Source organism: Vibrio sp. bablab_jr001 (assembly GCF_016464285.1).
Classification (GTDB): Bacteria; Pseudomonadota; Gammaproteobacteria; order Enterobacterales; family Vibrionaceae; genus Vibrio; species Vibrio fluvialis.
Genome location: NZ_JACDWZ010000026.1, coordinates 59,929 through 75,118, shown reverse-complemented (window position 1 = coordinate 75,118; position 15,190 = coordinate 59,929). Strand labels below are relative to the sequence as shown.

Sequence of the window (15,190 nt, the reverse complement as noted above, 5' to 3'; positions counted from 1 at the left end):
TGGTCGAACTGCTGAACCAGCATCTCGTCTTCGTGACCTTCAACGAATGAATCGCCGATAGAATCCGCAGTACAAGCGCCTGCAGTGATTAGACCCTGAGTTTGACCTTCGATAGAGATATAACATGGAGTTGGCATTGCTAATTCCTTTCTAACTGTTTGTTTACCAGACAACCTTTATCTACAAGGCAACTAGATAAACGTTCGTGATGTAAGTGCGCTGGGCGCGAATTCAGTGAGTAAGGGAGCAAAGTCGATGCCACTTTGGCATTCCATTAAAATCAATCAGTTATATTTAAATTATTGCTATTAGAGCAACAAACTGCCTTTGTGCAAGCAAGATCTTGCTTATCGGGCAAGGTTCACGTCGCTGGTTCAGGTAACGAAAACACCGACTCAGGCCACTTGTTAATCTGTAGCACGTTGGTACACTTCTCTCTCATTTTTCGTCAAGGAAGGCTATTCTCATGAGCGCATTCGATAAATTAGTTAAACACTCTAAAAAGGTTTCTCACTTCAATCATTTGTCTGCCATCTGCGGCTGGGATCAAGCAGCGGTGATGCCAACGGGCGGCGCTCAGGCACGTTCAGAAGCGATGGCTGAGCTCTCTGTTCATATTCATGGTTTGATGACACAGCCGCAACTCAGTGACTGGTTTGCCGAAGCAGAAGCGGAAAGCCTCAATAGCGAACAAACCGCTGCCCTGCGTGAAATGAAACGCCATTGGCAACAAGCCAATGTATTACCTGAATCGTTGGTCGAAGCCAAATCGTTGGCTGGCTCGAAGTGTGAGCATGCCTGGCGATCTCAACGCAAAGCAAACGACTGGGTCGGTTATGAAAAGAACTGGGCCGAAGTAGTTAGATTATCTCAAGAAGAAGCACAAATCCGCGCTGAAGCGACTGGCACCACACCTTACGATGCGATGCTGGAACTCTATGAACCCGGCACGACGACTGAATCTCTGAACCGCGTGTTCAGCGATGTAAAAAGCTGGCTACCAGAGATGATCGATCAAGCGATTGAGAAACAGCGTTCTGAATCGGTGTTAGAGCCTAAAGGTTACTACCCAGCACAGAATCAGAAAGCGCTCGGCCTTGATGTCATGAAGCTGCTTCAATTCGATTTCGACCATGGTCGTTTGGATGAAAGTGTCCACCCATTCTGCGGTGGCGTGCCAAGCGACGTACGTATTACCACTCGCTACAACGAAACTGAATTTGTACAGTCACTGATGGGTATCGTGCATGAAACGGGTCACGCTCGTTACGAGCAAGGATTGCCAAAACATCTGGCAGGAACTCCGGCAGGTGAAGCGCGTTCGATGGGTATCCATGAATCACAATCCCTGTTCTTTGAAATGCAGTTGGGTCGCAGCCCGGCGTTTATCGATCACTTAGCGCACCTTGCTGCTGATCACTTTGGCGCTCACAATGACAAAGTGTTTAAAATCGACAACATTCAAAAGCTGTATACACGCGTGAAGAAAGACTTTATTCGTGTCGATGCCGATGAACTAACCTACCCTGCACACGTTATTCTGCGTTATGAAATTGAGCGCGATCTGATGAACGGCGTGATCAAACATACCGACGTACCTGAACTGTGGGACGAGAAAATGCGCGCGTCTTTAGGCCTCAGCACCAAAGGCAACGATCAGAACGGTTGTATGCAGGACATTCATTGGACAGACGGCAGCTTCGGCTACTTCCCAAGCTACACCTTGGGTGCGATGTACGCCGCTCAGTTTATGGCAACCATGAAGCAGAGTGTTGATGTGGACGCGGCAATTCGCAGCGGCGACCTGTCTCCTATCTTCGCTTGGCTACAAAGCAACATTTGGAGCAAAGGCAGTCTGCTAACAACAGACGAGCTCGTTAAACAAGCGACAGGTGAGACGCTCAACGCCAAGCATTTCAAAGCTCACCTCGTACAACGTTACATTGCTTAAATCTGTCTTAGGCCACAACGATCACCACCTTCACAGAAGGTGTTTAGGGATAGAAAATAAAAAACCAGCCAAAAGGCTGGTTTTTTCATTGAGTTTTAACGTCGACTTATAGGAAGTGGAACGTTGCGTTCAGGCTGAACGTATCGATGCTGTCTTTGTCCAGCTCGTATTTGTGGTAGCTGGCACCAACAGAGAATGGGCCCATGATGAAGTATTCAGCACCAACACCGTACATGATATCGATGTCGTCATCTTTGTTACCGTTTACTTCCGTTTTCCATGAGTGCAGACCACCACGTGCATAGACGTGCAGAGGACCAAAGTCGATGCTTGGCTTCAGTGCAAAGTAAACGGTTGATGCAGAGATGTCTGAACCGTTGTCTTTAAAGTCACCAAAATCGGTATAACCTGCTTCAACACCGATGAATGGCAGAATGCCAGTACCAGCGTGAATGGTGTAAGAAGTACTAGTGTCGCCTTTGTAATCCGCCTGACCAACAGACGCACCACCGTAAATCCAAGAGTCAGCCAGCGCTGTTGAAGATACACCGATCAGAGCCAGTGCCAGTAAAGTCTTTTTCATGATTAACCTTCTCATCGTTATGAGGCAATGCTCCCTGCGGCCATTCATTGCCATGTTGCGCCAAATTATAGTGATATTGATAAGCTATGCAAATACTGTACCCGGGTTAGCGTCAGAAACCCGGGCCAGGGTTAACAGGCATCGATGGCGTTTTTCACACGCTTATCGGATACCGGATACGGCGTACCCAGCTGCTGAGCAAAGAAGCTCACGCGCAGCTCTTCCAACATCCAGCGGATCTCCTTCACGTTCTCCGGCACGACCATGCCTTTCGGGATCTTGTTCAGCAGTTCCTGATAGTCTTTCGCCACCGACTCGATCTTCAACATGTGCAAACGGTCTTTGTTCGGGTCAATCGGCAGTTTTTCCATGCGGCGTTCTATGGCCTTCATGTAACGCAGAATGTCCGGCAGACGTTTCCAGCCACACTCTGTCGCGAATCCTTTGAAGATAAGCCCTTCAATTTGCGCTTTGATGTCAGAGAGCGCAAACGCCATGGTGAAATCGATTTTCCCTTTCAGGCGTTTGTTGATGTTATAAGCGGTGGTCAGAATGGTTTCCACTTGTTTGGCGATATCCACCACAGTGTCACCCAGTTCTGCGCGCACAAACTCTTTCAACGCTTCAAACGCTTCCGGTTGCCACGCCATACCACCATGCTGCTCGATCAGTTTGTCGATGCCACACGCAATGCAGTCATCAATCAGATCCATCACTTTGCCATACGGGTTGAAGTACAGACCCAGTTTGGACTTGTTCGGCAAGTTACTGTGCAGATATTTAATAGGCGACGGCACGTTGAGCAGAATTAAGCGGCGCTGGCCTTCACGCATGGCATTATTCTGCTCCTGCTCGGTCTCGAACAGTTTGATTTCTACACTATCTTTGTTGTCCACCAGCGCAGGGAACGCTTTGACTTCAAAGCCGCCACGTTTTTGCTGATAGACGCGTGGCAGTTCGCCAAACGACCAGGTGTGCAGGTTTTTCTGCTCAATATCATCGTCAGCGACCTGCGAAAGTGTTTCCTGAACTTTCTCTTTCAGACCTTCTTTCAGTTCGTGCAGATCTTTATTTTCATTCAGCTTGCGATTGCGATGATCAACGGCGCGGAACGTGACTTTCAGATGGTCAGGCACTTGTTCCCATTTCCAGTCGTCGCGCAATACTTCCACTCCGGTCATCCGGCGCAGCTCTTTTTCGAGCGCATCCAATAGCGGCGCTTCCATTGGCTTAACACGTGCGAGGAAGGCATCGGCGTAGTTTGGCGCTGGCACAAAGTTTTTGCGCAGCGTTTTTGGCAGCGACTTAATCAGGCTCACCACCAATTCATGACGCAGGCCCGGGATCTGCCAGTCAAAGCCTTGCGGTTCAATCTGGTTCAGGATTGGCAACGGAATATGAACGGTGACACCGTCACTGTCATCGCCCGGCTCAAACTGGTAGCTCAGCTTGAGTTTAATGCCGTTCTGATGCCAGAAGTTCGGGTAATCCAGATCCGTGATGTGGCTGGCGTCGCCCTTAAACAGCATCTCTTTTTCAAAGTTAAGCAGCTCTGGATTTGCTTTACTTGCCCCTTTCCACCAACTGTCAAAATGACGGCCTGAAACCACGTCCGTCCCGACACGTTGATCGTAAAACTGGAACAGCTCTTCATCGTCGACCAGAATATCGCGGCGGCGAGATTTATGTTCAAGCTCTTCCACTTCCTGCAGCAATGCACGGTTTTGTTTGAAGAAAGCGTGTTTGGTTTCCCATTCGCCTTCCACCAGAGCGCTGCGGATAAAGATTTCACGGCTAAGCGGCGCGTCGATATTGCCATAGTTCACCAGACGTTTCGGAACAATCGGCACTCCGTACAGCATCACTTTTTCATACGCCATGACTGCCGCACGTTTTTTCGACCAATGCGGTTCGCTGTAGCTACGTTTGATAAGGTGCTTAGCCAGCGGTTCAATCCATTCCGGTTGAATCTTCGCAACCATGCGCGCCCAGAGCTTAGAGGTTTCGACCAGTTCAGCCGCCATGACCCACTTCGGCTTTTTCTTGAACAGACCTGATGCCGGGAAGATATTAAAGCGCGCGTTGCGAGCACCGTGATACTCGTTTTTCTCTTGATCTTTCGCGCCAATGTGCGACAGCAGGCCAACCAGAATCGCGCTGTGCACGCCTTCGTAGCTACCCGGTTCATCGTTCAGTTTGTATTCCATTTCGCGCATCGACTGATGCAATTGGAAATACACATCCTGCCATTCGCGAACACGAAGATAGTTTAGGTAATCCTGCTTACACTGGCGGCGGAAATGGTTGCTGCTCAATGCCTTTTGCTGCTGCTTGAGGTAATCCCACAAATTCACCAGCGTAAGGAAATCCGACTCTTCGTGGTGGAAGCGGCGATGTTTGTCATCCGCAGATTGCTGTTTGTCGCTCGGGCGCTCACGCGGATCCTGAATCGACAAACCCGAGGCAATCACCATCACTTCTTTCAGACAGCCAAAACGCGGTGCTTCGAGAACCATGCGCGCTAAACGCGGGTCAATTGGCAGGCGAGCCAGTTTGCGGCCGACTTCAGTCAGACGTTTCTTCGGATCGTTGGCATCAGCATTGATGGCGCCCAGCTCTTCAAGCAGGCGCACGCCATCCTGAATGTTGCGCTTATCCGGCGCTTCCACAAACGGGAATGCTTCAATGTCGCCCAGTCCCAGCGCAGTCATTTGCAGGATAACCGACGCTAAGTTGGTCCGCAGAATCTCAGGATCGGTAAACTCCGGACGAGAAACAAAATCGTCCTCGGAATAAAGGCGGATACAGATGCCTTCTTCCACACGACCACATCGACCTTTACGCTGGTTGGCACTTGCTTGTGAAATCGGTTCGATCGGCAAACGCTGCACCTTGGTGCGGTAGCTGTAGCGGCTGATACGCGCCGTACCCGGGTCAATCACGTATTTAATGCCCGGTACGGTCAGCGACGTTTCTGCTACGTTGGTGGCCAGAACAATGCGTCGGCCCGAGTGAGGCTGGAAGATCTTATTCTGCTCACCCGCCGACAAACGGGCGTACAGTGGCACAATTTCCGTGTCACGCAGTTTTCGTTTGGCCAGCGCGTCCGCGGTATCACGGATTTCACGCTCACCGTTCATGAAGATCAGAATATCGCCCAGACCTTCATCGCACAGTTCATCAACCGCTTCGAAAATGCCTTCCAGCTGGTCGCGATCACTTTCATCTTCGCCTGCAAGCGGACGATAGCGCGTCTCCACCGGGTAAGTACGACCGGATACTTCAATGATCGGTGCGCCATTGAAATGGTTAGAAAAGCGCTCTGGATCAATGGTCGCAGAGGTAATGATGATTTTCAGATCCGGACGACGCGGCAGCAGTTCTTTCAGGTAACCCAGAATGAAGTCGATGTTAAGGCTGCGCTCGTGCGCTTCATCGATAATGATGGTGTCGTACTGATTAAGAAAACGGTCGTGCTGAATCTCCGCCAGCAGAATACCGTCGGTCATCAGTTTGATTTGAGTCTGGTCAGAAATCTGGTCGTTAAAACGTACCTTATAGCCGACAAAGCCACCCAGCTCAGTTTCCATCTCTTCCGCAATGCGGTTGGCCACCGAGCGGGCTGCCAGACGACGAGGCTGAGTATGACCAATCAGACCAAATTTTCCGCGCCCAAGCTCGGCACAGATTTTCGGTAGCTGCGTGGTTTTACCTGAGCCAGTTTCACCTGCGACAATCACCACCTGATGCTCTTCAATCGCCTTAGCAATGTCGTCACGTTTTTGGCTGACTGGCAGCAGTTCCGGGTATTCGATTTTGATTTTTTGAGCCATACGCTGCTCAACAGTCATCATCGACTGCGCAATCTCGAGCGCGATTTCGTCAAACACAGCGTGGCGCGCTTGTTCATTTTTGATTTTGCTTGCGCCAGTGATTCGCTTATTAAAACGAAAGCGGTCTTTAATCAGGCACTGTTTCAATGCCTTTTTCAGCGATTCCGCGCTGTTCGCTTTCGCAACCGCTGACTTTTCTGTGTTGGGCTGTGACTGAGTCAAAGCGTTTCCTATTCTTTTCATTCAACAAAACTGCGCGGATTGTATCACAGTCTTTGGGCCGCGTAGGAACTTGCGCTTATTCAAATTTTTTGAATGAGTCCAGCAAATCTTCCTACTTATCTTGTGGGCGGGGTCTCACTAAGATGACACCATCAACGTGATAACCACAGTTAAGGAACAAAACATGTCTCGTGTACTCGCTCTTAAATCAAGCATCCTGGGTGACTATTCTCAATCAAGCAAACTGCTTGATGCTTATCTGACCAAGTTCAACCAAGACGAACTGAACGTGCGTGACCTGGCTGCTGAGCCACTGCCAGTACTGGACTTCTCTGTTGCCACTGCACTGCGCGCAACGGAAGATCTGTCTGAAGAGCAGCAAAAAGTCGTTGCTCTGTCTGACGAACTGATCGCTGAAGTGAAAGCAGCAGATACTCTGGTTATCGCAGCGCCAATGTACAACTTCACGATTCCGACTCAGCTGAAAAACTGGTTCGATTTGATTGCTCGTGCCGGTGTAACGTTCAAATACACTGAAGCAGGCGTACAAGGCCTGATTGAAGGTAAGAAAGCGGTTGTGATCACCACTCGCGGTGGCATTCACAAAGATTCAGCAACAGATAACGTGACGCCTTACCTGAAAACCATTCTGGGTTTCGTTGGTATCACTGAAGTTGAGTTCGTGTACGCAGAAGCGCTGAACATGGGCGAAGAGCCTGCAGCGAAAGGCATCGAGTCTGCGAAATCTCAACTAGAAGCGATCGCTCTGTAATTCTCAAGGGTGCGATGCATCCTTTTGATTGAGAGAAACTGAAGGAATCGTTTCTCTTACTATCTCTAAATAAAAGTCCTAAGCCAAAGCAGCTCCTTGAAAGAGCTGCTTTTTTTTGCTTCCTCACAATAACTCCCCCACCATCCAGACTACTACTTAAGTGGTAATTTACGGATATAGGTTGCATTTTAACCACAACTTTTTTGTGGGAACTACATGCATATATACACTTAACTTCGGAAGTAGAGCAGTCGTCATACACAACAATTATGCAGCAATGTCCTGCATTCCTAACAGTGAACGAGGTTCATTATGGAAAACGAACGGTTGACTAGACGGCCAACTGCGTGGCTCCTTTGCGCGTTAATGGCTTTGTTTACCCTTACTCTGTCCCTCCCCCTTTCTGCACAACCCAAAGCCTTGGTGATGAAACCTTTTGAGCAGCTCAGTGAAGAGAGCAAGGCCTGCGCCGCCTGTCATAAGGATGAAAACCCGTCAATTTACGCCCAGTGGGGGCGCTCCAAACATTACGGCGCCAACGTGGGGTGCTATGAGTGTCACCAGGCATCACCGGACGATCCGGATGCGATCAAACACGAAGGCTACAACATCGCGGTGATTGTTTCGCCCAAAGATTGTGGCAACTGTCATACTCAGGAAGTACAGGAATTCTCTGCCAGTCACCACGCCAAAGCCGGGCAAATCATTGGCTCATTGGATAACTTCCTCGCGGAGGTGGTGGAAGGCGCCAACGTGCTGAACGGCGCCTCTCCGGCTGCGGTCAACGGCTGTTGGCAGTGCCATGGCTCAGAAGTCAAAGTGCTGGAGAACGGTGATCTGGATCCTGCAACCTGGCCAAATACCGGGATCGGCCGAATCAATCCGGACGGCTCTGTCGGTGCTTGTTCTGCATGTCACCAACGCCACGAGTTTGAAATGGTTCAGGCGCGCCGTCCTGAAGCGTGCGGCAAATGTCACTTGGGGCCGGATCACCCCCAAAAAGAAATTTACGAAGAGTCCAAACACGGCATCAACTTCTTTGCGCATGTGGATCGCATGAATCTCGATTCTTCCAAATGGATTGTCGGTGAAGACTACGATTCCGCTCCAACCTGCGCCACTTGTCATATGTCAGCCACCCGCGAATTGCCCGTCACACACGATGTCGGCAACCGTATTTCCTGGACCCTGCGCCCTGCTGTCTCGGAAAAAATCGATGCCAAAGACAAAGCGTTGGGTAAAGAGACCAAGTCCTGGCAAGATCGCCGCGCCGATATGCAGAACGTGTGTGAATCGTGCCATACCAAATCGATGGTGGATAACTTCTATCAGCAGTTTGACTCTCTGGTGAATCTGTACAACGACAAGTTTGCCAAACCCGGCAAAGCCTTGATGGATACATTGATGAAGGAAGGCATGCTGACCGAAACTGGTTTTGACGAAGAGATCGAATGGACCTGGTTCTATCTGTGGCACCACGAAGGACGTCGCGCTCGTCACGGCGCCGCAATGCAGGCACCGGACTATGTGCAGTGGCACGGCCTGTTTGAAGTCGCGGAACGGTTCTACAGTCAGATGGTTCCTCAGTATCTCGAGGTGGTTGAAAAAGCGGAACACAAAGGCAATGTGGAAGGTGCGAAACGAGCACACAGCGTACTGGACGATATTCTGTCGCGTCCTGAACACGCTTGGTTCACGGGCAACGAACCCGAAGAAGTGAAACGTGCGCGCAAAGCAGCTCAGGACGCCTTTAAAGCGCGTTACCTCGACGAAAGCAAATAACTCAGCGCCGACGGTTCGGGCACAAGCCGTGCCTGAACCTCTCTGGAGGAATTATGGGAGAGACATCCCCCGCTAAAACGTCGAGGCTTAAACGGCTTTGGCAATGGCTGAAAAAGCCATTATTGCTTGGCATTCCGATTGGTGTGTTCGTGTTATTGGCGGGTGCCGCCAGCTTTCAGGGCGTCATGGTGGCATCGAATCAGAACGCGTTCTGCTTTAGTTGTCACCTGAGCATGGACACCATCGTGCAGGAGTATCAAGCCTCGCCGCACTACGTGGATGAAAACACCATTCACGCCACTTGCGCTGACTGCCACGTGCCGCACGAGTTTATCGACAAAATGAAAGTGAAAATTGTCGCCACTGCCGATATCTACCACATGTTGGTCGGAACCATTACCAAGGAAAACTTCGAGCAACACCGGCCACGGCTGGCACAAATGGTGTGGGACGATATGGTCGCCAACGATTCGGCCAATTGCCGTCATTGTCATGTCGGCGATAACTTTGATCTGAGCAAACAACCGCAACGCGCTCGGCTCAATCACGAGCAAATGACCAAGCGCGGCGAAACCTGCATCGATTGCCATACTGGCATCGCGCACAAACGTATCACCATTGAATAATTGTCTGGATTACAAAGCTTCTCTATCAAGCCACCTGAACGGTGGCTTTTCTTTGCGACAACACGCGATGTTGGCTCGATCACTCATTTATTGAGCAATCAACAAAAATAACCTTTAGTTTTCAATCGAATTGGCCGCTAAAATACAGACATACTCCGATTTAACTGATTGAACTGTGAAAGCATCCGAACTCAAAGCACTTTTAAATTCTCTGCCCGATGATTGCGACCCTGATGTTGTGATGGGTGAAGTGTGGCTTCCCGAACAACTGGTCAATGTCCAGTTGGACGATAAGCTGCTGTTTCTCGAGTTCGATAACGCACCTGAAGAGGGTGAAGGCGAAGAGGAAGGTCGCGGTTTTGTCGAACACGAAGTCGAGCTTATTCGTGAACAAGTGATGCACATTTTACAAGACGATTGCGCAACCCGAGCCAAAGCTGAGGCATTATTAGCGCTGATGTTAGTTGCCCATGAGCGAACCAGTTCAGAATTCATCGAAATGCTGGGCTCTATGGAAGAGGAAAATTAGGAGCCATTTTGACGCATTATCAAACCACATCACTGCCCTTTTTACTGGCGGGACCTATCGTTCGAAAGAGTTCTGCAAACGAGCTGGTGATCTGGTTTGCCACTTCAGAGGCACCTCAAGGCCAGCTTGAGTTATTCACTCCCGATTCTACTGCTCCGCTGGTAAGTCATCCATTTGCCGACACGCAAAGCTACCAAATTGGCGAACACGCTTGGGTATGTCAAGTTCAGATTAAACACCATTTCACACTTGAAACGCTTTATCAGTACGAACTGGTGACCCAGTATGGCGCGGTAAGTGAGCTTTATCCTGACCTGCGTTACAAGGGAGAAACTCGTTTTTCGCTGTGGCTTTCTGGCAAAGCCGATCATGTACTGCATGGTTCGTGTCGCAATCCACATCATTTTGCTAAAGACGCATTGGTGACCGCCGACGAGCACATCGAACGCTTGCCTGCCAACGAACGTCCGGACCTTTTGATGATGAGCGGCGATCAGATCTACGCCGACCACGTTGCCGGGCCAACACTTTACGCGATTCACAGTGTGATTGAACGTTTGGGGCTGTATACCGAAACCTTTGAGCAATCGCCCGTCGCCAACAGTGAGGCCTTATACCAACATGCGCACTGTTTTTACGGCCGAGGCCAACTTTTGCCTCACTCCATCGGCGAACAACGCTTTTTTGATCGCCTGCTGCCACGCAAACCCACGCCGATATTCAGTTCTACCGACAATGACAACCATCTGATCTCACTGGCGGAATTCTTTGCCATGTATCTGCTGATGTGGTCGCCAGCCTTGTGGCAGGACATTCACTTTGATGACAGCGATAGCTTGCAACTGGCAAACGCAACCCATCGCATTCCGGCCGACAAGCTCACCGAATGGCAAAATGAGCTGAAGAACATTCGCGAGTTTGCTTCTGGGTTGGGCCAGGTTCAACGGCTGATGGCCCACCTGCCGACCTATATGATCTTTGATGATCACGATGTCACCGATGACTGGAATCTCACCGTTGGTTGGGAACAAGCCGCCTACAGTAATGCTTTTTCCAAGCGCATCATCGGCAACGCCCTGATCAGCTACTGGTTATTTCAAGGCTGGGGGAATGAGCCGGACAACTTCGACACCGCGTTCCATCAACTCGCAGCGGCTTATTGTCGGTCTCCGCAACCCTCAACTCAGGATGCGTGGATTGCACACCTCTACCCGTTCGAAAAGTGGCACTACACCACAGACACCTCACCGAAGATGGTGGTTCTGGATACCCGCACGCGGCGCTGGCGCTCTGAATCACGCATGAATAAACCCTCAGGACTGATGGACTGGGAAGCGATGATGGAGTTTCAGCAAGCGCTGATGAACGAAGATAAAGTGATCATTGTGTCAGCAGCGCCGATGTTCGGCGTCAAATTCATTGAAGCACTGCAACGCATGATGACCTGGCTCGGCAAACCGCTGGTCATAGACGCCGAAAACTGGATGGCGCACCCCGGCAGTGCCAACACGCTGGTGAGTATTTTTACTCACACCAAAACGCCGTCCAACTACGTGATTTTGTCGGGCGATGTGCACTATTCGTTCGCCTACGATATTCAACTGCGCTCAAGAAAATCGAGCCCGAATATTTTCCAGATTACCTGTAGCGGTATCAAAAACCAGTTTCCAGAACCCCTGCTCTCATTCTGCGATACCATGGACCGCCTGCTCTACAGCCCACGTTCTCCTTTGAACTGGCTCACCAAACGCAAGCGGTTAAAAATCCGTAAACGCGCGCCGAGCTCAGAAAAAATCAAACGATTAGTGAACTGTGCAGCGATTGGAGAACTCAAACTAGATAAGAGTGGCAAACCGAGTTCGGTGGCAATCCTCACCAGTGATGGCCAACGTATTACTTTTGCGCCGACTCAGCAGCGTTCAAAGACTCACGATTAAGCCATTTTGGGTTGTGAAATGGAACGCTCGTCGCCATCTATACTTAAACCAACGATTTTTGAAAAGGCATCACTTATGTTCAATGCGATTACTTCACTGTTTAAACAATTGCTCGACGGTCAGGATCTGAGTCGACAGAAGCAGAGCCCGAACCTCGCCATTGCATGCTTACTGAGTGAAGTGGCAGGTGCCGACCATCAGATTGATGACAAAGAGCAGCAAGCGAAACTCACGCTGCTTCAACGTCTGCTCGGTCTTGACGAGAGTGAAGCGAATGTACTTATCGACAGTGCGGACGAACAGATTCGCCAATCGGCTTCACTGTATGATTTTACTTCACAGCTGCGTGAACTGACTCAGGAAACCCGCTTTGAACTTATCAAAGCGATGTGGGAAGTCGCGCACGCCGACGGCGAGATCGATCCGCTGGAAGATGCCGTGATTCGTAAAGCCGCTGAACTGCTCTATGTCGATCACAGTCAGTTTATTCGTGCCAAACTGATGGTTACAGACGGTAAATAACGGCTTTGGACGGAAAAAGAAAAAGCGCAGTCAACACTGCGCTTTTTTAATTGGTCGTATTTCTAATACCGTCTAGCCTAAGACGTTGTTAGCATCATTTTCCCGATTTGCTGATGGAAAAGATTAACGATATTGCATGACAGAAAGATTACCGCTTTTTGAACAAGCAGTTACAGCATCGTCAACGCGAGCTTGGCCAGATTGTAAGCATCCACATAGCCGGAGTGCTGACGCCCTTCCCACTCGATGCCTTTCGCTTCCTGAGCGGCACGATGGCCAATTCGCTTGTCCTTCAGCCGATTCTGAATCCGATAAAGTGTGGCCAGATTAACAAACTCTTGAAACGGTACGTCGATACCTTTAGCACGACACTCGTTAATCAGGATCAGATCATCGCGTCCCCAAGATGCATAAATCTTCTGTGAGCCGCCAAAATTTTTGACCATCGATTGAATCACAGCCGCCAAAGGTCGGCCCTGCTTTTCAATCTTACGCGGCGTGATACCCGTTAACTCGGCGCAAAACAGCGACACTTCGTCCTGTTCTGGTTTCACGTAATATTGAGCACGCTTGACGATTTCACCTGCAGTTAAATCAATCTCAGCCAGACCCACTTCAATGATCTCACCTGTGGTGCCCACTCCGTTTTCATTCCAACAGCACATTTCCAAATCGAAGCACACGACCCGGTTATAGTTCATTGCCAAATCCAGTCCTCTGTCGAAAAATTCAAAGCGCGCTATGTTACCCAACTCTGTGAAAAAACTCGACGCCCAATCGGCAATTTAGTCAGCAATTGAGACCTGATTTCGCCCTTTTGCTTTACTTTCGTACAACATAGTGTCGGCGCGTTGCAACAGTTCCTGCTCGGAATACCCTTCATTGATGGCCGCACCGATACTCAGCGAAACCGAAAGCTGGTGATAATCGGTGTCAAAGCGGCTTAACTCCACTGTGCGCCGAATCGTTTCCAGATAGCTCCTCAATTGCTCTGGCTCCGTCACATGACAGAGTATCGAAAACTCATCACCACCAGTGCGAACGAAGATATCCTCCGGATCAAGCAGAGTTTCGATGGTTTTCGTCACAGCAACCAGCACCTGATCCCCGGCCAGATGGCTGTAGCGGTCGTTAATCGACTTGAAGTTGTCGATGTCAAAACTGACCAGAGTAAATGGCTTCTGGTCGCGCACATACACATCGAGAATCCGGTTAAACGCGCGGCGGTTAAAAATACCCGTCAAGCTGTCGTGTTCTACCATAAAACGCAGCTCTTTGGTCCGTTCTTCCAGTTTAGTATTAAGCGTCTCTTTTTCACGGATCAGCAAATGGCTCACAAAACCCAGCAGCAACGCAATCATGCTGCCACCAATACCAAGCCCAATCAGCACCCATTTATCATTCTGAGTCAACGGCTGAGGGAGGCGGAAATCCACCAACCATTCGCGATTCGGCAATTCAACTCTACGAGTCACCTGAAGGCCTTCACCGTGAATCCAGTTGTTGCTCTGATAGAGCACCGGATCATCTTCAGAATCAAAACCAGTATCGACCACACGCAGTGCCATCTGGTGCTCTGCGGCCGTTTTGAGAACCAATTCATCAAAGTAGACCGACAGACGAATTACACCCACCATCACACCCAGTAAATGATGACGATACTGATCAAACACCGGATGATAAATCAGTAATCCATCTTTGGGGATTGACGAGTCTCGGCCATCCTGAAGGAGCCGAATTTTGTCAGAGACACTGGGATTGGTGGTGGTTGAAATATAGTCCAACACGAATTCAAAGCGTTTACGTGATGAATAAAAGCCCAGCAGGTCGATGTTCACTGGCGTCCGGGGAAAAATATCGGTCACCGCAAAGATAGGCTCACCTTTCAGTTGATAACCATATACGATTTTACCGCCTTCAGGCACCGTATAAATCGTAAAGCCTGGATAACGTTTTGCCATCTTGGCTTCATAGGCTGGTATATCTTGGACTTCGATTCGCTGTAACCACTGCAAACCGATTAAACTTTTTGAACCAGAGAGAACGTCACTGGCGTAAATGCGAAAACGACTCCAATTCATCGGACTGACGCTGTGAAAGAAATTGGCACCTGAACCGATGAAATGAATATCACTGTTCACAAACTGCTGCAGTGATTGCACCTGTCGATCCGCCAAGTTCTCAAACATCGTTTTGGTATAACGCTGCTGCACGAGATAAGCCACAGAGACAACACCAACGGTAAACAATAAAGTGAGCAAAGTAATGCTAAATGGCAGGAAATTTTTGAATTTTTTAGTCATAAAGCCTGAAACTTAACGGTAGATAGGTTGTGTTTACCTTTAACGCTCTAGCACGTCAACAACCCATTTAACAATCTATTGATATGACTCAAATTACATAAAAATTCTAACTATCAGATGACACATGATG

The 15,190-nt window shown here is 49.5% G+C and carries 11 protein-coding genes and 1 pseudogene; 7 read left to right on the top strand and 5 right to left on the bottom strand.

The window, feature by feature from the left end:
• Positions 1 to 137, bottom strand: a pseudogene (hcp-2, locus tag JIG40_RS01615) (type VI secretion system effector Hcp-2); the annotation flags it as partial.
• Between the two features lie 329 nt (positions 138 to 466).
• Here hcp-2 and JIG40_RS01610 point away from each other — a divergent pair.
• Positions 467 to 1,951: a carboxypeptidase M32 gene (locus tag JIG40_RS01610; RefSeq protein ID WP_199464660.1), complete on the top strand. Its 1,485-nt coding sequence runs from the start codon at positions 467 to 469 to the stop codon at positions 1,949 to 1,951.
• Between the two features lie 106 nt (positions 1,952 to 2,057).
• On the opposite strand, the gene JIG40_RS01605 is transcribed toward JIG40_RS01610, so the two are convergent.
• Positions 2,058 to 2,534, bottom strand: coding sequence for a porin family protein (locus JIG40_RS01605; RefSeq protein WP_020327406.1), 477 nt, complete (start codon positions 2,532 to 2,534; stop codon positions 2,058 to 2,060).
• Positions 2,535 to 2,665: 131 nt separating this feature from the next.
• Positions 2,666 to 6,589, bottom strand: coding sequence for an ATP-dependent RNA helicase HrpA (gene hrpA / locus JIG40_RS01600; RefSeq protein ID WP_199464659.1), 3,924 nt, complete (start codon positions 6,587 to 6,589; stop codon positions 2,666 to 2,668).
• 184 nt (positions 6,590 to 6,773) lie between these two features.
• Here hrpA and JIG40_RS01595 point away from each other — a divergent pair, with 184 nt between their 5' ends.
• The 6 genes from JIG40_RS01595 to JIG40_RS01570 all read left to right on the top strand — a co-directional run bounded on the left by JIG40_RS01595 (position 6,774) and on the right by JIG40_RS01570 (position 12,757).
• Complete coding sequence (locus tag JIG40_RS01595; protein WP_020327408.1) at positions 6,774 to 7,361, top strand: FMN-dependent NADH-azoreductase; 588 nt, start codon at positions 6,774 to 6,776, stop codon at positions 7,359 to 7,361.
• Positions 7,362 to 7,787: 426 nt separating this feature from the next.
• The gene (locus JIG40_RS01590; RefSeq protein WP_199464658.1) at positions 7,788 to 9,143 is read left to right on the top strand and encodes a multiheme c-type cytochrome; all 1,356 of its coding nucleotides are present in this window, start codon (positions 7,788 to 7,790) and stop codon (positions 9,141 to 9,143) included.
• 53 nt (positions 9,144 to 9,196) lie between these two features.
• Complete coding sequence (locus tag JIG40_RS01585; protein WP_020327410.1) at positions 9,197 to 9,769, top strand: NapC/NirT family cytochrome c; 573 nt, start codon at positions 9,197 to 9,199, stop codon at positions 9,767 to 9,769.
• A 175-nt stretch (positions 9,770 to 9,944) separates the two neighbouring features.
• Positions 9,945 to 10,298: a hypothetical protein gene (locus JIG40_RS01580; protein WP_020432981.1), complete on the top strand. Its 354-nt coding sequence runs from the start codon at positions 9,945 to 9,947 to the stop codon at positions 10,296 to 10,298.
• 8 nt (positions 10,299 to 10,306) lie between these two features.
• Positions 10,307 to 12,235, top strand: a complete 1,929-nt coding sequence (locus tag JIG40_RS01575; protein ID WP_199464657.1) for an alkaline phosphatase D family protein — start codon at positions 10,307 to 10,309, stop codon at positions 12,233 to 12,235.
• A 75-nt stretch (positions 12,236 to 12,310) separates the two neighbouring features.
• Entirely contained in the window at positions 12,311 to 12,757 is a 447-nt protein-coding gene (locus JIG40_RS01570; protein WP_024373608.1) for a TerB family tellurite resistance protein, read from the top strand.
• A 170-nt stretch (positions 12,758 to 12,927) separates the two neighbouring features.
• Here JIG40_RS01570 and JIG40_RS01565 read toward each other — a convergent pair whose 3' ends face one another.
• Positions 12,928 to 13,458, bottom strand: a complete 531-nt coding sequence (locus JIG40_RS01565; RefSeq protein ID WP_024373607.1) for a 3'-5' exonuclease — start codon at positions 13,456 to 13,458, stop codon at positions 12,928 to 12,930.
• 84 nt (positions 13,459 to 13,542) lie between these two features.
• A complete protein-coding gene (locus tag JIG40_RS01560) occupies positions 13,543 to 14,982 on the bottom strand; it encodes a sensor domain-containing diguanylate cyclase (RefSeq protein WP_348541331.1) in 1,440 nt (479 codons plus the stop codon).
• Positions 14,983 to 15,190: the final 208 nt, after the last annotated feature.